At 65.2% G+C, this 18,790-nt stretch carries 19 protein-coding genes; 5 read left to right on the top strand and 14 right to left on the bottom strand.

Going from position 1 to position 18,790, the window contains the following annotated elements; translation table 11 throughout:
• Positions 1-9: 9 nt before the first annotated feature.
• The 3 genes from LQ955_RS16095 (at position 10) to LQ955_RS16085 (ending at position 1,853) form a co-directional block, all read left to right on the top strand.
• A complete protein-coding gene (locus LQ955_RS16095) occupies positions 10-321 on the top strand; it encodes a DUF2470 domain-containing protein (RefSeq protein WP_231025495.1) in 312 nt (103 codons plus the stop codon).
• 29 nt (positions 322-350) lie between these two features.
• Positions 351-1,004: a biliverdin-producing heme oxygenase gene (locus LQ955_RS16090; protein WP_231025494.1), complete on the top strand. Its 654-nt coding sequence runs from the start codon at positions 351-353 to the stop codon at positions 1,002-1,004.
• A gap of 84 nt (positions 1,005-1,088) precedes the next feature.
• Entirely contained in the window at positions 1,089-1,853 is a 765-nt protein-coding gene (locus tag LQ955_RS16085) for an alpha/beta fold hydrolase (protein ID WP_231025493.1), read from the top strand.
• A 58-nt stretch (positions 1,854-1,911) separates the two neighbouring features.
• Here LQ955_RS16085 and LQ955_RS16080 read toward each other — a convergent pair whose 3' ends face one another.
• The 14 genes from LQ955_RS16080 to LQ955_RS16015 form a co-directional block, all read right to left on the bottom strand.
• Positions 1,912-3,192, bottom strand: coding sequence for an ATP-dependent DNA helicase (locus tag LQ955_RS16080; RefSeq protein WP_390623395.1), 1,281 nt, complete (start codon positions 3,190-3,192; stop codon positions 1,912-1,914).
• A gap of 22 nt (positions 3,193-3,214) precedes the next feature.
• Positions 3,215-5,173 (bottom strand): cytochrome c oxidase assembly protein, encoded by a 1,959-nt coding sequence (locus tag LQ955_RS16075; RefSeq protein ID WP_231025491.1) that lies wholly within the window; start codon positions 5,171-5,173, stop codon positions 3,215-3,217.
• Positions 5,174-5,307: 134 nt separating this feature from the next.
• Entirely contained in the window at positions 5,308-5,595 is a 288-nt protein-coding gene (locus tag LQ955_RS16070; protein ID WP_231025490.1) for an HU family DNA-binding protein, read from the bottom strand.
• A 157-nt stretch (positions 5,596-5,752) separates the two neighbouring features.
• The gene (gene rpsN / locus LQ955_RS16065; protein WP_116416349.1) at positions 5,753-6,058 is read right to left on the bottom strand and encodes a 30S ribosomal protein S14; all 306 of its coding nucleotides are present in this window, start codon (positions 6,056-6,058) and stop codon (positions 5,753-5,755) included.
• A gap of 3 nt (positions 6,059-6,061) precedes the next feature.
• A complete protein-coding gene (rpmG, locus tag LQ955_RS16060) occupies positions 6,062-6,229 on the bottom strand; it encodes a 50S ribosomal protein L33 (RefSeq protein WP_136640251.1) in 168 nt (55 codons plus the stop codon).
• Complete coding sequence (gene rpmB / locus LQ955_RS16055; protein WP_188680163.1) at positions 6,229-6,465, bottom strand: 50S ribosomal protein L28; 237 nt, start codon at positions 6,463-6,465, stop codon at positions 6,229-6,231. Before rpmB ends, rpmG begins: the two co-directional genes overlap by 1 nt.
• Before the next feature lie 173 nt (positions 6,466-6,638).
• Positions 6,639-7,061: a Fur family transcriptional regulator gene (locus LQ955_RS16050; protein ID WP_231025489.1), complete on the bottom strand. Its 423-nt coding sequence runs from the start codon at positions 7,059-7,061 to the stop codon at positions 6,639-6,641.
• Between the two features lie 10 nt (positions 7,062-7,071).
• Positions 7,072-7,956 (bottom strand): metal ABC transporter permease, encoded by an 885-nt coding sequence (locus LQ955_RS16045; RefSeq protein WP_231025488.1) that lies wholly within the window; start codon positions 7,954-7,956, stop codon positions 7,072-7,074.
• On the bottom strand, positions 7,953-8,786 hold the full coding sequence (locus LQ955_RS16040) for a metal ABC transporter ATP-binding protein (protein ID WP_231025487.1): 834 nt from the start codon (positions 8,784-8,786) through the stop codon (positions 7,953-7,955). Before LQ955_RS16040 ends, LQ955_RS16045 begins: the two co-directional genes overlap by 4 nt.
• A complete protein-coding gene (locus tag LQ955_RS16035; protein WP_231025486.1) occupies positions 8,783-9,712 on the bottom strand; it encodes a metal ABC transporter solute-binding protein, Zn/Mn family in 930 nt (309 codons plus the stop codon). Before LQ955_RS16035 ends, LQ955_RS16040 begins: the two co-directional genes overlap by 4 nt.
• Positions 9,713-9,775: 63 nt before the next feature.
• A complete protein-coding gene (locus tag LQ955_RS16030) occupies positions 9,776-11,152 on the bottom strand; it encodes a dihydrolipoamide acetyltransferase family protein (RefSeq protein WP_231025485.1) in 1,377 nt (458 codons plus the stop codon).
• A 33-nt stretch (positions 11,153-11,185) separates the two neighbouring features.
• The gene (locus tag LQ955_RS16025) at positions 11,186-12,172 is read right to left on the bottom strand and encodes an alpha-ketoacid dehydrogenase subunit beta (RefSeq protein ID WP_231025484.1); all 987 of its coding nucleotides are present in this window, start codon (positions 12,170-12,172) and stop codon (positions 11,186-11,188) included.
• A complete protein-coding gene (locus tag LQ955_RS16020) occupies positions 12,172-13,293 on the bottom strand; it encodes a thiamine pyrophosphate-dependent dehydrogenase E1 component subunit alpha (protein ID WP_231025483.1) in 1,122 nt (373 codons plus the stop codon). The genes LQ955_RS16025 and LQ955_RS16020 overlap by 1 nt, the downstream gene beginning before the upstream one ends.
• A gap of 69 nt (positions 13,294-13,362) precedes the next feature.
• On the bottom strand, positions 13,363-14,469 hold the full coding sequence (locus tag LQ955_RS16015) for a histidinol-phosphate transaminase (protein ID WP_231025482.1): 1,107 nt from the start codon (positions 14,467-14,469) through the stop codon (positions 13,363-13,365).
• A gap of 211 nt (positions 14,470-14,680) precedes the next feature.
• On the opposite strand from LQ955_RS16015, the gene LQ955_RS16010 reads away from it, so the two are divergent.
• Together LQ955_RS16010 and LQ955_RS16005 are read left to right on the top strand one after the other, a co-directional pair.
• Positions 14,681-17,314: a glycosyltransferase gene (locus LQ955_RS16010; protein WP_231025481.1), complete on the top strand. Its 2,634-nt coding sequence runs from the start codon at positions 14,681-14,683 to the stop codon at positions 17,312-17,314.
• A complete protein-coding gene (locus LQ955_RS16005) occupies positions 17,311-18,789 on the top strand; it encodes a nucleotide disphospho-sugar-binding domain-containing protein (protein ID WP_231025480.1) in 1,479 nt (492 codons plus the stop codon). Before LQ955_RS16010 ends, LQ955_RS16005 begins: the two co-directional genes overlap by 4 nt.
• Position 18,790 lies beyond the last annotated feature (1 nt).

Genomic DNA, 18,790 nt, shown 5'->3' with positions numbered 1-18,790 from the left:
TGTGTTGCCATGACCACTTTCTCTGCCGACGTCGTCGGCGCGATACTCGCGCACATGAACAACGACCACCCCGAAGACAACCTCGTCATCGTTCGCGCGTTCGGTGCTCCCGATGCCGAACGCGCCGAGATGATCGACCTCGACTCGGTGGGCGCGACCTGGAGCGCCTGGCTCGTGCCCGAAGACGAGAGCACCCAGATCGTCATCCCGTGGCCTGCCGGCGCCATAGAGTCCCGCGCTGAGATTCGGCAGCAGATCGTCGCCCTCTACGATTCGGCGAGCGCAGCCCTCGGTCTTCCGCCCCGCCACGGCGTCGAGTAAGGTTAGGGTACACTTACCTAGGAGCCGACGTGTCGAATGTGATCCCCTTCTCGCAGGCCCTGCGCGAGCGCACGTGGTCTGGCCACGGCGAGAGCGAAGGGGCCGGCTTCATGAGCGATCTCATGAGCGGCAGGGGGAGCCGCGACGACTACATTGCGCTCGTCGCGCAGCACTACTTCATCTACGAGGCCATCGAATCCGCGGCCGAGAAGATGGCAGACGACCCCACGGCCGCCCCGTTCATCTCGCCCAAACTCACCCGGCTGCCCGCGATTCGTGAAGACCTGCGGTTTCTGATCGGTGACGACTGGCTCGAACAGATCACCCCGCTGAACACGACGGCGCGGTACGTGGCGCGCATCAACGAGGTGGGCGAACGCTGGCCCGGCGGCTTCATCGCACACCACTACACGCGTTACCTCGGCGACCTGTCGGGTGGCCAGGTCATCCGCACTCTCATGCAGCGTCAGTTCGGGTTCGAGACCAACGGCGTGGGCTTCTACCTCTTCGCCGACATAGCGAAGCCACGCGAATTCAAAGAGACCTACCGTGCGCAACTCGACGCCGTCGGCTGGAGCGCCGACGAACGCGACCGGGTCATCGACGAGGTCATCGAGGCGTATCGTTTCAACACAGAGCTGTTCATCGACCTGGCCGACGCCAAAGCAGCGGCCGCGGCATAGCTCGACAGGCAGCGCAGTCGTCAGGCGGCGCAGTCGGTAAGCAGCGCAGCCGATGGGCGACACAGACAGTAAGCGGGGACGACCATGAACGTCATCTTGGTTCCGGGATTCTGGCTGGGCGCCTGGTCATGGTCACCGGTCTCAGCGGCACTCGTCGACGCCGGGCATTCGGTGCACGCGTTGACGTTGCCCGGGCTCGAATCGGCCGATGCCGACCGCAGCGGCATAACGCTCGCCGACCAGGTGGCGGCCGTTGTCGCCGCCATCGATGCCGTAGGCACGGGCGGGCACCCGGCGGCAGACACATTCGACCACGACGGAAGCGTCGACCGCACCGCGGCCGACATCGTTCTCGTCGGCCACAGCGGTGGCGGCCCCATCAGTTACGCGGCCGCCGACCAGCGCCCCACCCGAATCGCACGCATCGTCTACGTCGACAGCGGCCCGCTCGCCGCGGGTCTCGCCATCAATCCGAACATTCCCGAGGTCGGCGGCGAAATGCCTTTGCCGGCCTGGGAGTTCTTCGACCCCGACGAACTCGTCGGCCTCACTCCCAAGCTGCTCGAGGAGTTCAGGGCGAACGCCATCGCCGAGCCCAGCCGTGTGTCGAAAGACCTGCAGGCGGTCAGCGACCCGCGCCGCTTCGACATTCCGTCGACGGTGATCACGTGCACACTCACGGCAGCTCAGCTGAACGACTATGCCGAGCAGGGCGCACCGTTTCTCGCCGAACTGACAAAACTCAACGCTCTGACGGTCGTCGAGCTGCTCACGGGCCACTGGCCGCAGTTCTCACGGCCCGACGAGTTGGCAGAGGCCGTGGTGGCCGCGGTCGCGGCGACCGCCTGACGCATCTCGCACTCGTCGGTGCGCCGCCTGAACGACTGGTCGCCAGCGGATGCCCGGCTCAACCGCGCCGCATGAACCTCTGTACGTTCGCATCGACGATGATGTCTGACGGGCGCAACGGCCTCGTCAGGTAGAGACCCTCGAGAGACGTGAGCCTGCTGAGCGCCACGTAGGTCTGCCCCGAACTGAACACCCGGGAGCCCAGGTCGACAATCGCCGAGTCGTACGTCTTGCCCTGAGACTTGTGGATGGTCACCGCCCAGGCCAACCGCAGAGGAAACTGCGTGAACTCCCCCACCACGTCTTTGGTCAGCTGCTTGCTCGTCTGAGAGTAGTTGTACTTGTACTTTTCCCAACTCACGGGCTCGACCTCGTGCACCTCACCCTCGACCTCGACCCAGACAGAACCGGAGATCTTCGTCACGGTTCCCACCGTGCCATTCACCCAGCGCTGGTCTGAGTCGTTGCGCAAGAACATCACCTGAGCGCCCGCCTTCAGCTCGAGGTTCTCGTCGGCCGGAAACGCCCGACCACCGAAGTCGCCGGAAACCTGAGCCTTCGCCGTCTTCACGGGCCCCTTGAGCCGCTTGAGCGCTTCGGCATTGATGCGGTTGACGGAGTCGTTTCGCGTCGCGAGAGTGATCGTTCCGTCGGTCGGCGGTGTTCGCGCGCCGGCGCCGTTCAGAACGTCGGCGATCTCTTTGGTGACCATGCCCTGCCGCACCGCATTCAGCATGAACTTGAACTGGTCGTCGTGCTGCCGATGAATCTCGGTGAGCTCGACGATGTTGAGCGTCGCCTCGCGCCATACTTTGGCGTCGAAGAACCACATCGACGAGTAGTGATCGCTGAAATACGCCCGCTCATCGGAATCGCCCGGCACCGGCGCGAGCTGGTAGGGGTCGCCGAACAGCACCACCTGAACTCCGCCGAACGCCTCGAGGGGCCGCTGCCGCGCCTGACGCAGGCTGCGGTCCATCGCGTCCATGAGGTCGGCGTTCACCATCGATACCTCGTCGATGACAAGCGTGTCGATGGTGTTGAGCAGTTTGCGCACGTCGCCGCCCTGCTCGATGTCGTGGTCGGCGATGACGCCGATCGGCAACCGAAAGAGCGAGTGGATGGTCTGCCCACCCACATTCAGCGCGGCGACCCCGGTCGGGGCAGAGATGACGAGCTGTTTCTCGGTGTTCCACGCCAAGTGGTTCAGCAGGGTGGATTTTCCGGTACCCGCCCGGCCCGTGACGAAGACATGGCTCTTCGTGCCCTCGATGAGGTCGAAGACACGCTTCTGCTCAGCAGAGAGCTCGGGAGCGCCTACCCTCGCCACGATGCCCACCCCGCCGGTTCTGCCGCGCCGCTCATCGCGTCTTGTCGAGCCGCTGCAGCATCGCGTTGTAATCGTTCAACTCGGCGTCGTGCGTGCGGTCGGCGTTGCGGTCGAGACGTTTGGTCTCTTTCGTATCGTTTCTGCTCCACTGGATGGCCACCACGATTGCCAGAATAACGGTCGGAATCTCTCCGATGCTCCACGCAATGCCGCCGCCGGCTTGTTGGTCTGCAATGGCGCTGACGCCCCAGGCGCGCCCCATGGAGCCATACCAATCGGCGAGCAGTAGTCCCGAGCCCGTCATGAGCGTCAACCCGAAGAAGGCGTGGAAGGCCATGGTGCCGAGCAAAAGCAGCAGCTTGAACGGATACGGCAGTTTGCGCTTCACCGGGTCGATGCCGATGAGGGCCTGCGCAAAGAGGTAGCCGACGATCAAGAAGTGCACGATCATCCACTCGTGCCCGATGTGGTCGGTTGTGGCCCACCGGAAGAGAGGTGAGTAGTAGAACACGATGAGGCTGCTCGCAAAGAGCACAGCGGCCACGATGGGATTGGCTAAGAACTCGCCGACCCTCGAATGCACGGCGAGCAGCAGCCATTCGCGAGCGCCGCGGGTGCCGTCGTTACGCTTCTTGATGGCACGCATGGCGAGAGTGATGGGCCCGGCAGAGACGAGCAAGATGGGAATCATCATGGCGAGAACCATGTGGCCCATCATGTGCACGCTGAACAGGTACTTCTCGTACACGTTCATGAAGCCGTTGGTGACGTAGAACAACAACAGCATGCCGGCTATCCACAGAACGGTGCGGTAGATCGGCCATTTGTCGCCGCGGCGGTGCAGCCGAACCACTCCGGCGATGTAGAAGAAGATTCCGAAACCGCAGATGAGCAGCCAGAGCAGGTCGAAGTTCCACTGCGTGAAATAGCTCGCGAAAGTCAGCTCGGGGGGCAGCGGTGACCCAGTGATGATCTCTGCGGGCGTCGGGCTGCTCGGCAGCACTTCGGGAATGGGCGTGGCCGTGCGAGCCAACGCCACCGCGACACCCGATGCGACGCCCATGAACACGAGTTCGGCAACGACGATGCGCCAGAACACCGCACGCCCACGACCGTCGTTCAGCCGCCGAATGAGCAGCCGTCGGTACATCGCGCCGATGAGCCCCAGCACAATAAGGGCCGCCACCTTGATGAGAACGAGGATTCCGTACGGCGTGAGCAGCCGATCAAGCGAACCGATTCGCAGCTCGGCGCTCACGTACCCCGAGGTCGCTACGACGATGAAGCAGACCAGCGCAACGGTCGAGTACCGCGAAACCGCTTCGACCAGCCGCGCATTGTCGAGCTGCCGCGACAGAAGCGCGAGGGTCAGCAGTCCACCGAGCCAGACCGCAGCGAACAAGAGATGCAAGAACAAAGCGGTGATCGCTGCGTCATGGCCGTCGGTGCCCGCAGCGTGCCCCTGCTGGGCCATGGGCACCAGGGCGATGACCGCGAGCACGCCCACGAAGACGAGGCCTGTGAGATTTCTCACGGCGAAACACAGCACGGTGACCGCCGCAGCGATGAGAGTGGTTTCGAGCCAGGCCTGGCCGAGCGGCACGTCACTGAGAAACTGACCGAGAATCTGACCGAACTTCGAGTCCAGACTCGCCGACGATGCGGTCACGTTCAAGAAGCTCAAGAAACCGGTGATGGCGGCCGATACGGTGAGCAGCGCGGCCCCCGCTGCCGCCACGTCGAGGGCGCGAGCGAATTCGGGCTTGTCGTTTCGCAGCACGAACACCGCGAGCAGAAGCGCCCCGATGGTCAAGGAGGCGCTGAGGTTGACGAACAGGGTAGCGATCGGCAGCCCGAAGCGCACCAGGGGGCCCGGGTCTTCGAGCAGCAACGCGGTGGCGCCGCCGCCGTACTGCAGGCCGAAGATGAGCGCGACGAAAGCCACCGCCACCAGGGCGGCGGGCCCCACGATGCGAATGACTTTTGGCACCCGTCAACCCTACGTCAGCCTGCCTGGGAAGCCCGCCCGAGCGGCCATCTGTGCATAACGCCGGGTGTGCTCCGGCTGTGCAAAAAAGAAGGGGATCCCGGCCGAAGCCGGAATCCCCTTCTCGAAAAGCAGAACTACTTGACGGCAGCCTTGAGCTTGCTGCCTGCGCTGATCTTCACCGAGTTGCCGGCGGCGATCTGAATGGCCTCGCCGGTTTGCGGGTTGCGACCGGTGCGAGCGGCACGCGAGGTGCGCTCGACGGCGAGCCAGCCCGGGATGGTGACCTTCACGCCGTTCGACACCGAGTCGGCGAGAGTGGTGAACAAGGAGTCGAGCACCTCGTTGACAGCGGTCTGGGTCTGGCCAGACGCGGCGGCGACGGCAGCGACGAGCTCGGTCTTGTTGAGTGACTTATCAGCCATTTAGTGTCCTCCTCGGACCATCCTGCTGCAGAGGCAGCAAATTTTTTGTAGTTCTCAGTGAAGCAGTAAAGCACGGCATGGCCCGAGAGGCCACATTTCGCCTGGGCGACCGACCCTTCCGAGGGAGGGCTGGCGCGCTCAGGCGACCGAGGGTAACCTACCAGCTTGACTTCGTAATGCCCGGCAACTCGCCCCGGTGAGCCATTTCACGAAAACGAACACGCGAGATGCCGAAGTTCGAGAGGTGACCGCGGGGGCGGCCGTCGACAGCGTCGCGGTTGCGCACGCGCACCGGCGAAGCGTCACGGGGAAGCTTCTGCAGACCGACACGAGCTGCTTCACGCGACTCGTCGGTTCCGTTGATGTCGACGAGAGCCTTCTTCAGCTCCAGGCGCTTGGTTGCCCAGCGAGCGACAATGACCTTGCGCTGCTCGTTCTTTGCGATCTTGCTTGTCTTAGCCATGTGTTACCGCTCCTCTCTGAAGTCGACGTGCTTGCGGATGACCGGGTCGTACTTCTTCAGCACGAGGCGGTCGGGGTCGTTACGACGGTTCTTGCGGGTCACGTAGGTGTACCCGGTTCCGGCGGTCGAGCGGAGCTTGATGATCGGGCGTACGTCTTGTGCCTTTGCCATTAGAGCTTCACCCCGCGTGCCTGGATCTCTTTGACGACGGCCTCGATGCCACGAGCATCGATGACCTTGATGCCCTTAGCCGAAAGCGTCAGGTTGACGTTGCGTCGAAGTGACGGAACGTAGTAGGTCTTCTTCTGTACATTCGGGTCGAAACGACGCTTGGTGCGTCGGTGCGAGTGCGAAATGTTGTGCCCGAAGCCAGGAACGGCTCCGGTCACCTGGCACACTGCGGCCATGGTTTTCCTCCAATTACCGTAGGGCTGAAATGCCCTACCCAAGTTTTCTTGTCGGCACGCACAACTCTCCCGAAACAGAAGAAGGGAGGGTTTGCGTACATGCGAGTGGAGATACCACTCGATCAGCGTCCAATGCTACGTGACGCAGGGGGCTTACGCAAGCTGGGCGGGCGCTACTTCCGCGCGCTGACGGGGTTCGCAGCCGTTTCGGGCGACGGCGCCACACACGATGAACAGTATCCGAACACGTCGACGACATGCTCCGCCTGCGTGAAACCGTGCAGGCTGGCGACCTTTTTCGCCCACGCTTCGACGTCGTCTGCCTCGATCTCGACGGCGAGGCCACAACTGCGGCAGATCAAGTGATGGTGATGCCCGGTCGAGCACGCGCGGTAGAGGTTCTCACCCTCGGGCGACTGCAACGAATCGGCCTGACCCTCGCTCGCCAGGTCTCCCAGCGCGCGGTAGACCGTAGCGAGACCGATGTGCGATCCTGAACCCCGCAATTTCGAATGCAGACTCTGAGCGCTGACGAAGCCCATCTGTGTATCGAGGGCAGAACGCACGGCTTCGCGCTGCCACGTGTTGCGTTGCATGACCATGATTTTAGCCTTTCACGGGCATTATGGCGGCGGTTCGCCCTGTATTGCCCCGCCGACTTCGCCGCCCCCCGATGACCCGACAGACCACGTAGATCAGAAACGAGATGGTCGTGACATACGGGCTGATCGGAATCGACCCGCCCAGAGCCAGCATGATGCCCCCCACGAGCGAGACCACCGCGAAGATCGTGCTGAGCAGGGGCACCAGCACGGGCGACGAAGACAGCCGCAGGGCGGCCGCGGCCGGGGTGACGAGAATCGACAAGACCAGCAGCGAGCCGACGATCTGCACTGACACCGCGACAGCGAGCCCGAGCAGCAGCATGAAGTACAGCGAAAGAAACCGCGTCGGGATGCCGCGGGCCGACGCAACGTCGGCATCGACGCTCGCGAACATCAGTGGCCGCCAGACGACGGCGAGGCCGATCACGACGACGATCGAGATGGCGATCAGCGAGTTGAGCCGCGGGTCGTCGACCGCCACGATCTGGCCGGTGAGCAACCCGAATTTGTTCGCGGTGCGACCGGGGTACAGCGACAGACAGAGTATTCCGAGGCCCAGCCCGAACGGCATCAGCACGGCAATGATCGAGTTGCGGTCACGGGCCCGAGCACCCAGCAGGCCGATGACGGCGGCCGCGACCAGAGATCCCAGAATCGAACCCTCCACCACCCCGACGCCGAAGAGCAGACCTGCGGATGCCCCGGCGAACGAGAGTTCACTGATGCCGTGCACAGCGAACGCCATGTCGCGAGACATCACAAAAACGCCGATCAGGCCGCCGACGACGCCGAGCACGGCGCCAGCGATGATCGAGTTCTGCAGCAGTACGAAAAGTTCGCCGTAGTTGTCGAAATTGAAGATCTGCGACCACAGGTCGCCCGTCATGCTGCGTCTCCGGCGTCGGGATGCTCGTGCGGGCCGTCGGGCGTTCCGACCACGATGACACGACCCTGCGAACGAATGACGTCGACCGGCGAACCGTAGAGCTCACTCAACACTGACGAACGCAAGACCTCGTCGGGTGTACCGATGCGAAAGCGGCCGCCGGCCAGGTACAGCACCCGATCGACCATACCCAGCACGGGGTTGATGTCGTGGGTCACGAACAGCACGCCCAGCTCGCGTTCGCGCCGCTGAGCGTCGATGAGTTCGCTGACGGCACGTTGATAGTTGAGGTCGAGCGAAAGCAGCGGTTCGTCGCAGAGCAACAGCGCCGGGTCACCGGCGAGCGCTTGCCCGACGCGCAGCCGCTGCTGCTCGCCTCCCGAGAGGTGCGAGATGGAGACGTTGCCGTACGCGGTGGCGCCCACCGAGTCGAGCAGCGAGTCGACCTGCTCACGGCGGCGACGCGACGGCCACGGAAAACCGAAGCGATGCCCGGTGAGGCTGAGACCCACCAGGTCACGCGCGCGAAGCGGCGTTCCATCGTCGGCGAGCTTCTGCTGAGGAATGTAGCCGATACGCCTGTTGCCTCGCGACACGGGCGCCCCGAGAAACTCGACCGTTCCGCTGGAAAGCTCTTGCTGCCCCAGAATGACCTTCAAGAGGCTGGTCTTGCCCGATCCGTTCGCCCCGATGACGGCGATGAACTCTCCCGCCGAGACCCGCAGGTTCAGGTTGCTCCAGAGCGTGCGTGAACCGAAGGCGAGTGAGGCGTCGGCGAGCCGCAGAACGGGCTGCCCGGCCAGCAGATTGTCAGAGTCGGCGGCGGTCATGTGGTCAGAGCAACTTTCAGGGCGGCGAGGTTCTGCGTCATCCACGAGAGGTAGGTGTCGCCGGCGGGCAGGGTCTCGGTCACCGGCACGACGGGAATCGACGCCGCCGCGGCCGCGGCGAGCACGGCGTCGGTCTGTGCACCGCTGGTCTGCGAGTTGTAGACGAGAATCGCGACCTGGTGCGCGGCAAGCAGGCCGGTCGTCGCCGCCAGAACGTCGGGCGGAGCATCGGAGTCGTTTTCGACGGCCCTGCTGAAGGCCTCGGGTGTTCGGTTCACCATGCCGATCGCGGCGAGCATGTAAAGCGGTACCGGCTCGGTGATGAGAACGCCTCGGCCTGCCGCGGTGACCTTCAGGTCTGACTCGGTGGCCGTCAGCCCATCGAGCCCCGAGGCGAACGTCGCGGCGTTTGCGGCGAACGTCGCGGCGTCGCTCGGGTCGATTCGGCTGAGTGCGTCGGTGAGAGCGGTCGAAACCTTCTGCACGGTCGCAAAGTCGTACCAGAGGTGCTCGTTGAAGTCTCCGTCGGCAGGTTCGAGATCGAAGCCAGAGAGCTTCGCAGCGTTCAGCACGACCACGTCGGGGTTCTTCGCGCTCGAGCGCATCGAGTCGATGAAGTCGTCGTACCCGGCACCGTTCTCGATGACGATGTCAGCTTTCGAGACCGCAAGCTGGTTCTGGCCGCTCGCCTGGTATTCGTGCGGGTCTTTGTTCGGATCGTCGATGAGCGACGTGACCGAGACCCGATCGCCGCCGATCTGAGCGGCGATGTCACCGTAGACGTCGGTCGAGGCCACGACGCTGATGGTCGCGCCGGGGCTGCCGCCTGTCTCGGCCGTGGCAGAGGCACCAGCGCAGCCGGCCAGCCCGGCCAGAAGCGCGGCAGAGACCAGAACAGCTGAAGGGAGGGAGAGTCGGGTGAGCACCCTCCGATGCTAGGGCTTATTGATAATGATTGTCAAAAGCGTTAGCCGCTCGACAAGCGGTACCTAGTCGAGCAAGAGCGCCGGCTCTTCGACGATGGCCGCGACATCCGCCAGAAAGCGGCTCGCCACGTCGCCGTCGACCACTCGGTGATCGAAGCTGGCACCGAGAGTCGTGACGAAGCGGGGGCGCACTTCGCCGTCGACGACCCACGGGCGCTGTTTGATGGTTCCGAGAGCGACGATGGCCACTTCGCCGGGGTTCAGGATGGGCGTGCCGGTGTCCATGCCGAAAACGCCGATGTTGGTGATGGTGATTGTTCCGTCGGCCATGTCGGTGGGGCTCGTGCGGCCCTCGCGCGCGGTCAGCGTCAACGACTCCAGCGCAGAGGCGAGCTCGAGCAGCGTCATCGCTTGCGCCTCTTTGACATTCGGAACGAGCAGCCCGCGCGGAGTCGCCGCCGCTACACCGAGATTCACGTAATTGCGCACGATGATCTCGCGATCGGTCCACGCCGAATTCACCATCGGGTTACGCCGAACCGCCCAGATGATGGCCTTCGCGATGATCAGGAGCGGTGACACTTTGACGCCTGCGAAGTCGGCGGAGTTCTTCAGCCGCTTCACGAATTCCATGGTGCGCGTGGCGTCGACATCGACGAACAGACTCACGTGCGGAGCGGTGAAAGCGCTGGTCACCATCGACTTGGCGATCTGCTTGCGAACGCCCTTCACCGGGATTCGTTCTTCACGAACATCCGCCCACTGCGGGGTCTCGACGTTGTGGAACACCTTGGCCTGCGAAGCGTGCCTGACCACGTCTTCACGGGTGATGTCGCCGATCGGGCCGGTCGGGGTGACTTCGGCCAGACTGACGTCGAGGTCTTTGGCCAGCTTGCGAATGGGCGGCTTCGCAATGATCGGCAGCCCGGTGAGCACCGGCGACGAGTGCCCGACCGGGCGGCTAGCGACCGGTGCCCCCGAGGTCGGAGCGGTGGCGGTGAGCCCTGCGCGAGCTACGTCGGTGCCCGCCGCGAGACCCACCGGGGGAACCAGTCGCGATCGGCGGCGGCTCGTGACGTGACCTTTGCTGCCGTAGCCCACGAGAACAGCGCCGGGCAGGCTTTCTGGTTCGTGCACGACCGTCGCGGCAACCTCGGCGACGACCTGCGGAATCTCGGCCTCTTCGACGCCGCCCTCGGCCTCATTGGCGACGCGGATGATCGGGGTGCCGACCTCGACCGTGTTGCCTTCGCCCACCAGAATCTCGCGCACGACACCCTCGTAGGGCGAGGGCAGCTCGACGAGCGACTTAGCGGTCTCGATCTCGACGATGACCTGATTGATCTCGATGGTGTCGCCTGCCGCGACCCGCCACGTGACGATCTCGGCTTCGGTCAGACCCTCGCCGACATCGGGAAGTAAGAACAGTGATTCTCTCATGGAGCTCCAGCTCTCTGGGTGAAGAAGCGCGTATCAGTAGGCGAGTGAGCGGTCGATCGCATCGAGCACGCGGTCGGCGTCTGGCAGGTAGAACGTCTCGATCTTCGAGGCCGGGTAGGGCGTATCGAAACCCGAAACACGCAGCACCGGCGACTGGAGGGAGAAGAACGCCCGTTCAGCGACCGTAGCGGCAATCTCTGACCCCACGCTGACAAAGCCCGGTGCCTCTTGGCAGACGATGAGACGGCCGGTCTTCTCGACCGACGAGATGATCGGGCCAAAGTCGACAGGGCTCAGCGATCGCAGGTCGAGCACCTCGACGCTCACTCCCTCGTCGGCAGCGACCTGGGCGGCCTGCAGGAGCGTCGAGACCATGGCCCCGTGCGCGAGCAGCGTCACATCGGTTCCGGTGCGCACCACGCGGGTCGCGTGCAGCGGTGCCGCGCTCGACGTGAAGTCGACAGGGCCCTTCGGCCAGTATCGGCTCTTGGGCTCGAAGAACATCACCGGGTCGTCAGAAGCAATAGCTTCCTGAATCATCCAGTACGCGTCGTTCGGCGTGCTCGGGCTCACCACTCGCAGTCCCGCGGTGTGAGCGAAATAGGCTTCGGGGCTCTCCTGATGGTGCTCGACGGCACCGATGTGGCCGCCGTAGGGCACCCGAATGACGACGGGCATGTGCACGGCGCCTGCCGTTCGGTTCGTCAGCTTGGCCAATTGGCTTGTGATCTGGTCGAACGCGGGAAAGATGAACCCGTCGAACTGAATCTCGCAGACCGGCCGATAACCACGCATGGCGAGGCCGATCGCCGTTCCGACGATTCCGGACTCGGCGAGCGGGGTGTCGAGCACCCGCTTCTTTCCGAACTCGTCTTGCAGACCCTCGGTGACGCGAAAAACGCCGCCAAGGGTACCGATGTCTTCGCCCATCAGCAGAACACGGTCATCCGTCGCCATCGCGGCGCGCAGGCCGGCGTTCAGAGCTTTGGCGAGGGGCAGCTCTTCGACTGACGCGGCCATCAGACTCCCTCTCGAAGCGAGAGTTCGTAGGCGTCGAGCCAGGCGAGCTGATCGCTGGTCAGCGGATGCGGCTCGGCATAGACGTTCTCGAACATCGACGCCAGCGTCGGAGCCTCGAGGGCCAGCGTGCGGTGCCGCAGATCGGCCGCGAAGTCGTTCGCTTCGACGACGGTATCGGCGAAGAACTGCTCGGGCGCACCCTGCGAGCGCAGGTAGCTCTCGAAGCGGATGATCGGATCACGCGCGACCCAATGCGCCAGTTGCTCGGGCGTCTGGTAACGAGTGGGGTCGTCTGACGTGGTGTGTGCACCGATGCGATACGTCAGCGCCTCGATCATGGCCGGCCCCTCGCCCGAGCGCGCCTCGTCGAGGTGCTTCTTGCTGGCGGCATAGCTGGCCAGCACATCGTTGCCGTCGATCTGCACGCTCGGGATTCCGAACCCCTGTGCGCGCAAATAGAGGGGTATGCGCGACTGAGTCGAGACCGGCACCGAGATCGCCCACTGATTGTTCTGCAAGAAGAACACCTGCGGCGTCTGGTTCGACGCCGCGAAGACGAACGATTCGCTCACGTCGCCCTGACTCGTCGAGCCGTCCCCGAAATAGACCATGACCGCGGTGTCGACCTCAGGGTCGCCCGTACCGACCGCGCCGTCGAAAGCGACACCCATCGCGTAGCCGGTGGCGTGCAGCGTCTGCGACCCGATGACGAGCGTGTAGTTGCGAAAATTGCCGTTCTTCGGGTCGTTCGGGTTCCAGCCGCCCAGGCTGGTGCCGCGCATCACTTGCACGATGTCGAGAATGTCGACGCCGCGAACCAGCGCGACGGCGTGCTCGCGGTAGGTCGGAAACAGCACGTCTTGAGATCGTGCTGCGCGAGCCGAGCCGACCTGCGCGGCCTCCTGCCCGTGACTCGGCGGCCACAGACCCATTTGGCCCTGACGCTGCAGATTCGTGCACTCTTCGTCGAACCGGCGAGTGATCGCCATGTCGCGATAGAACTGCTGGTGATCACTCTCGGTCAGATGGGCGAGGTAGGGCAGGTATTGCTCGGCCGCCTCGTTCGGAGCGAATTTTCCGTCGATCGAAAGAAACTGAACCGCGGGAGTTCGCTCTGCCACTGGCTGCCTCTTACTTCTATCGCTGTGCATGCTTCGGTGCTGTGCATGGTTCTGACTCCGTGCCAGCTTCTAACGTATCGGCTGGGAGAGACCTCTCTTTGAGAGGTTCTGAACAATCTCTTGTGTAGATGACAGGAGTTTCTCCACTGAATCGCGCTCACCGATCGAAATACGGATTCCGTCGGGGTGAAAAGGTCGGGCCATAATTCCGTGACTGACCAGAATGGCGGCCGCCTCGTCGGTGAAATCACCCGTAGGCAGCCAGACGAAGTTGCCCTGCGGGTCGGGAACCTGCCAGCCCTGCTCGGCGAGTCCCTGCACGATGGTGGTGCGCAAAGCTGCAATGTGGCCGACGCGTTCGAGGAGCTCGTCTTCGACATCGAGCGAGGCCATAGCGGCGAGCTGGGCGTGATTCGTGACCGCCAGAGGAATGCTCGCGCTGCGCGCCGCGTCGATCACGCTGACCGGGCCGATGCCGTACCCGATACGCAGACCGGCCAGCCCGTAGGCCTTCGAGAACGTGCGCAGCACGACGAGGTTCGGGTACTGCCCGACCAGTTCTTTGCCGTCGACCGCGTCGGGATCGGTCACGAACTCGGTATATGCCTCATCGAGAATGACGAGCAGGTCGCTCGGCAACTGCGACATGAAGTCCGCGAACTCGGCCTTGGTCACGATGGTGCTGGTGGGGTTGTTCGGCGTGCAGACGATGAGGAGCCGGGTTCGATCGGTGACCGCCGCCGCCATCGCAGGCAGGTCATGCCGATGGTCGGGCAGGTTCGGCACCTGGATGCTCGTGGCCCCGCTCATCGGCGGCAAGAGTGGGTACGCCTCGAACGATCGCCACGAGTAGACGACTTCGTCGCCGGCGCCCGCCGCGGCGATGACGAGCTGGGCCAGCAACGAGACCGACCCGGCACCGACGATGACCTGCTCGAGCGCGACGCCGAACCGCTCGGCCAGTCGGGCCGACAACTCGGGAGCGAACCCGTTCGGGTAACGGTGCAGAGTCTCGGCGGCTTCGTTTGCAGCCGCGAGCACGCCCGGCAGCGGTGGAAAAGGATTCTCGTTCGACGACAGCTTGAACCCGCCTTCGACCGCCTTACCCTGCCGGTAGGGAGGGAGGGCCATGATCTCCGGGCGCAGTTTGATCGGGGGTGAGTCGGGCGCGGTCATCCGGTCATCTTATTTCACCCGGCTGCGCGGTTCGAGGGGATCGACCCGCCTGGTCGGCACGGCTGGCCCCCTGTCAAGGGATTGCCCCGATTTCGGCGACCGAATTCAATAGGGTTCAGCCGCACTGATCAGTCAGGCCCCGGACCCCGGCCTGAACTCCGCGGCGCGGGCAAGCCACTGCGGCGAGTGCTCCGAACCCCTGAAACCGCGGGTGCCAAGAGTTGGTGCCGCGGCGACGACGAACGACGACCGCTTCGGCGCGCTCGACCCCACGATTCGAGGCACACCCCGCATGACCATCCACTCCTCCCCGCAGCAGCAGAGCGCGCTTGCAGACCTGCACACGACGCCGTTCATTGTCGATGCGATGCGTGCCGCCAAGCGTTTTGCTGACTCGGTCGATCGTTTCGGCGACCGGTCGGTCGCAGCCCTGCTCGCGATGGTGGGCGACCCCTCAGACACGGTGACGGGCATCGCGGCCATTCACGCACTGGCGCGGATCTTCGACGACGCGGCTGAGATCGCCCTCTCCAACCTGCTCTCTGACGATCGCGCCTTCGTACGCGAACACGCGGCGTGGGCCATGGCCGAGCGCCTGCCGCGGCTCGACGCCATTGCGCGGCTCGTCGGAGCCGTTTGCGCCGGCGGATTCACGGGCGCACTTGCTCAGTCGACGCTGCAGCACTGGGCCACAACGGCGCCCGACCATGTGGCGCTGACTCTCGAGGGCGCGCTGGTTGCGGGATCGGTGTCTGGGGCGGGGGCGGGCGCGGCGGATGCAGACGGGTCTCGTGCACGGCTGGCAGAGACGCTGGGTCTCGTCTCCGGGCGGGTCGCCGGTCGAGTGCTGGTGGCTCTCGCCACAGACGAACACGAAGACGTCACGGTTCGCTGTGCCGCGCTGGCCGCGCTGGCCGATCGCACGACCGATAACGCCGCGCTGCGCACGGTGCAGCGCTACATCGACGAACCGGGCGCGCTCGGCGACGTCGCTCGACTCGCCGCATACGACATTGAACTCTGGCTGAACCCGCCGGAGCGTGTGCGTTCCGCTGTCGGCCGCGCGTCTGCGGAAGACAAACGCGGGCTCACCGTGGCGCAACTCTTTCTGCACGCCGATATCGATCGTGAGCTGACACAGTCGGGTGCCGGCGACAACGGCGGCATTGCCACATTGCTCGTGCGGCTCGGTGACGCCCTCGTCGCGAGCCCGCAGATCGCCCGGGTCATCACCATGTCGCGAGGTTCGGCCGCAGCTGCGCTCGCTGCGCTGCCGGATGCAGAGGGAATGGGGTTCGGCGCAAGCGTCGGCGACGGAGCAGGTGGCGGCGCGATCGCGGCTCAAGACACGAGCGTCGGCACCGGCACCGCTGGCAGCCGCACTGCTGGCGGCATCCGCATCCTCGGCAGCAGCGGCGGCACCGGCGACGTCGGCAGAACTAGCGGCATCAGCGCCGGCAGCACGGGCAGCACGGGCAGCACGGGCAGCACCGAACCGCACCACGTGTTCGCTCCGATTCCGCTGCTCGCCGAACCCCTGCCCTCGGCCCGCGCGTGGCCGGCGAGAGTGGCGGCGGAGCGAGGCATCCGGCGCGCGCTTCTCGCACTCGGCCCCGTAGATGTTCTGCATCTGCGCATGGCCGATGTCGGCAGCCTTGCCGCCGCGACCGTCGCCACGCGACTGGGCATTCCGGTCGTCTTCACCCTGGCACCCGACCCGCACGCGGTGATCCACGCTCTCGACATGGCCGGAACCCTGACCCGAGGCACATTCGGCGAGGCCGATGCGCGTGAGCACTATTGGTACCGGGCGTACCTCGTGGCGCAGCTGGCCGCACAGGCCGACCAGAAAGTGCTCTTTCCGCGCCCCGACCTGGCGGGCGACCTCGAAGGGCTGCTCGGCATCGACATCGCGGCAGACGCGGGCCGTTACACCGTCGTGCCGGAGGGCATCGACGTCTCGGTGGTCACCGAGGCGCTCGCCCAAGCGCAGGCCGAATCGCGGGCCGAAACTCAGGGCGAAACGCGGGCCGAATCCACCGCAGCGGCCGAGCAGCGCCCCGAACTGCGGACCAACCCCCGCACCGAGCAGCGCACCGGCCGCGACGCCTTCACGGCCCTCGGCGCGCTGCTCACCGGCCTGCCTCCCGCCCGGCGCGGCCTCCCCCTGGCGATCAGCGTGGGCCGGCTGCACCCGGTGAAGGGCATGGCCACCATCGTGGAGTCGTGGGCGAGCGACGCCGTGCTGAGCTCGACGAGCAACCTGCTCATCGTGGGCGGAGATCTTCGCAACCCGTCGGCAGACGAACGCGGTCAACTCGATCGAATCGAGCAGACCCTCACCGAGCATCCGGATGCCCGGGCCGGCCTGCTGCTCGCCGGCCATCGCCCGAACGACGTCGTGGCGCGCTGGCTCGCCGCGGTGCGCTTCGGGCGCCCGGGGTTGAGCGCCCCCGGCGGCATCTACGTGTGCGGCAGTGTCAAGGAGGAGTTCGGAATCGCGCTGCTCGAGGCGCTGGCGACCGGCTTGGTGGTGATCGCTCCGAATGGCGGCGGGCCGGCCACCTATGTGGCCGACGGCACCACCGGGTTCTTGGTCGACACACGAACCACGGCAGGAGTGCGGCGCGGCATGCACGACGCCCTCGCGCTCGCCGGCGTGAATCCCTTGCTCGAACTCGGTGCCGACGCTGCCCGCGTCGAACAGGCACAAGCCCTCGTTCGCGATCGATTCACGATCGGCGCCATGTCGACCGCTCTCGCAGACGTCTACCGAACGGCCGCCACGCAACACAGGCCTGAGCACACGCACTTCTCCGCACTGGCGAACGGATCCGAGTCGTGACGCTGCTGGTCATCAGCCCGGACTACGCCTCACACCTGCTGCCCTTGGCGACCCTCGCGACAGCGTGGCGCGACGCTGGCGAGCGGGTGGTCGTTGCGACGGGCCCCGCGACGGCGTCGATCGTCGAGAGCTTCGGGTATTCACGAATAAACCTCCAATTGGGTCGGGGATCGAACCCGGGCGTCATTCGCGCCGACGAGCAGCCGAAGGGCGAAGACGACGCCCTTCGAGGGTTCTTCGATGCGACCCGGGTGGGAATGATCGAGACCCTACGATTCCAGGCCGAAGCCCGCAGCACCGACCTTTTGTTCGATCCTGTGGAGAACGCGCGCCGAGTTCAGGCTGTGGTGAACGAGGTCGCGCCCGACCAGATCCTCGTGGATCACCTCGCGTTCGGGGCACGGCTGGGCCTGCGCGCCGCAGGCATCGCGTACGCCGATGTTGTACTCGGGCATCCGTCGGCCCTGCCTGTCGGTGACGAGGTCTACGGGCATCCACCCGCCTGGCCAGAAGCGTTCAGCCCCTCGGCCAGTGACATCGCGCACTTGCGAAGCGTCAATGAAAACGTGCGCGACGAGTTCACTCGGCAGTGGAATGCCGCTCTCGCCGAACTGAATGACAGCCTGCCGCCCTCTCGCGACGCATTTGCCGAGGTCGGTGACGTGCTGTTGCTGAACTACCCTGAGGCCCTGCACGAGCCTGAACGCACAGCCCTGCTTTCGCCGCATGTCTTTCTGGGCTCGGCCGTGCGCGCCGAAGCGTTCGACCCGGAGGTCGACGAATGGCTCCTGCGCGAGAGCACGCCGCTCGTGTACGTGAGCTTCGGCAGCTTTCTCTCGGAGCGCACCGATGTGCTGCTGCGAGTCGTAGATGCTCTGCGCGACCTGCCCGTGCGTGTCGCCCTCGCGACCGGCAGCTCCGACCCCGCCGCCTTCGCCGATGTGCCCTCGGGGTGGCTTGTACGCGCCTACCTGCCTCAGGTGACGCTGCTGCAACAGGCTCAGCTGGCTGTGACGCACGGCGGCAACAACAGTGTGACCGAGGCGGCGAGCGCCGGAGTTCCGTTGCTTGTGCTGCCCTTCTCGACCGACCAGTTCGCCGGGGCGCGGGCGATCGAGGTCTGCGGGCTCGGTGAGGCGCTCGACCCCAACACCGCCACGTCGACCGAGCTGCGGGAGTCGATCGTGCGCATTCTGGGCGGACTCGCCCCGGCGGTCGCGAAGGCGCTGGGGGCCACGTTGCAGTTCAACCCGGGGCCGGCGCGAGCGTACTCGTTCGTGACGGGTGCAGAGGCTTGGGTTCGGGCGTCGCCGTCGGAGTCGGGGTCGGAGCCGAGGCCGGGGTCGGGCCTCGAACCGGCGTCGGAGTTCGAACTGGAGCCGAATTCGGAGGCGGATCCGGAATCGGGGTGGCCGCCGGGCCTCGAGCACGGGCCCACGATCGGCACTATGCCGCCCACCGCGCACCTGCCATAGT

Source organism: Subtercola endophyticus, from assembly GCF_021044565.1.
Taxonomy (GTDB): domain Bacteria; phylum Actinomycetota; class Actinomycetes; order Actinomycetales; family Microbacteriaceae; genus Subtercola; species Subtercola endophyticus.
This window is presented reverse-complemented; position numbering and strand designations above follow the sequence as displayed.

What these genes read in the sequence shown, in the direction of transcription:
- LQ955_RS16030 (WP_231025485.1), bottom strand. Translation starts at nt 11,152, where the DNA reads ATGAGAGAATCACTGTTCTTACTTCCCGATGTCGGCGAGGGTCTGACC.
- rpmB (WP_188680163.1), bottom strand. Translation starts at nt 6,465, where the DNA reads ATGGCCGCAGTGTGCCAGGTGACCGGAGCCGTTCCTGGCTTCGGGCAC.
- LQ955_RS16040 (WP_231025487.1), bottom strand. Translation starts at nt 8,786, where the DNA reads ATGACCGCCGCCGACTCTGACAATCTGCTGGCCGGGCAGCCCGTTCTG.
- LQ955_RS16085 (WP_231025493.1), top strand. Translation starts at nt 1,089, where the DNA reads ATGAACGTCATCTTGGTTCCGGGATTCTGGCTGGGCGCCTGGTCATGG.
- LQ955_RS16015 (WP_231025482.1), bottom strand. Translation starts at nt 14,469, where the DNA reads ATGACCGCGCCCGACTCACCCCCGATCAAACTGCGCCCGGAGATCATG.
- rpmG (WP_136640251.1), bottom strand. Translation starts at nt 6,229, where the DNA reads ATGGCAAAGGCACAAGACGTACGCCCGATCATCAAGCTCCGCTCGACC.
- LQ955_RS16095 (WP_231025495.1), top strand. Translation starts at nt 10, where the DNA reads ATGACCACTTTCTCTGCCGACGTCGTCGGCGCGATACTCGCGCACATG.
- LQ955_RS16025 (WP_231025484.1), bottom strand. Translation starts at nt 12,172, where the DNA reads ATGGCCGCGTCAGTCGAAGAGCTGCCCCTCGCCAAAGCTCTGAACGCC.
- LQ955_RS16070 (WP_231025490.1), bottom strand. Translation starts at nt 5,595, where the DNA reads ATGGCTGATAAGTCACTCAACAAGACCGAGCTCGTCGCTGCCGTCGCC.
- LQ955_RS16050 (WP_231025489.1), bottom strand. Translation starts at nt 7,061, where the DNA reads ATGCAACGCAACACGTGGCAGCGCGAAGCCGTGCGTTCTGCCCTCGAT.
- LQ955_RS16045 (WP_231025488.1), bottom strand. Translation starts at nt 7,956, where the DNA reads ATGACGGGCGACCTGTGGTCGCAGATCTTCAATTTCGACAACTACGGC.
- rpsN (WP_116416349.1), bottom strand. Translation starts at nt 6,058, where the DNA reads ATGGCTAAGACAAGCAAGATCGCAAAGAACGAGCAGCGCAAGGTCATT.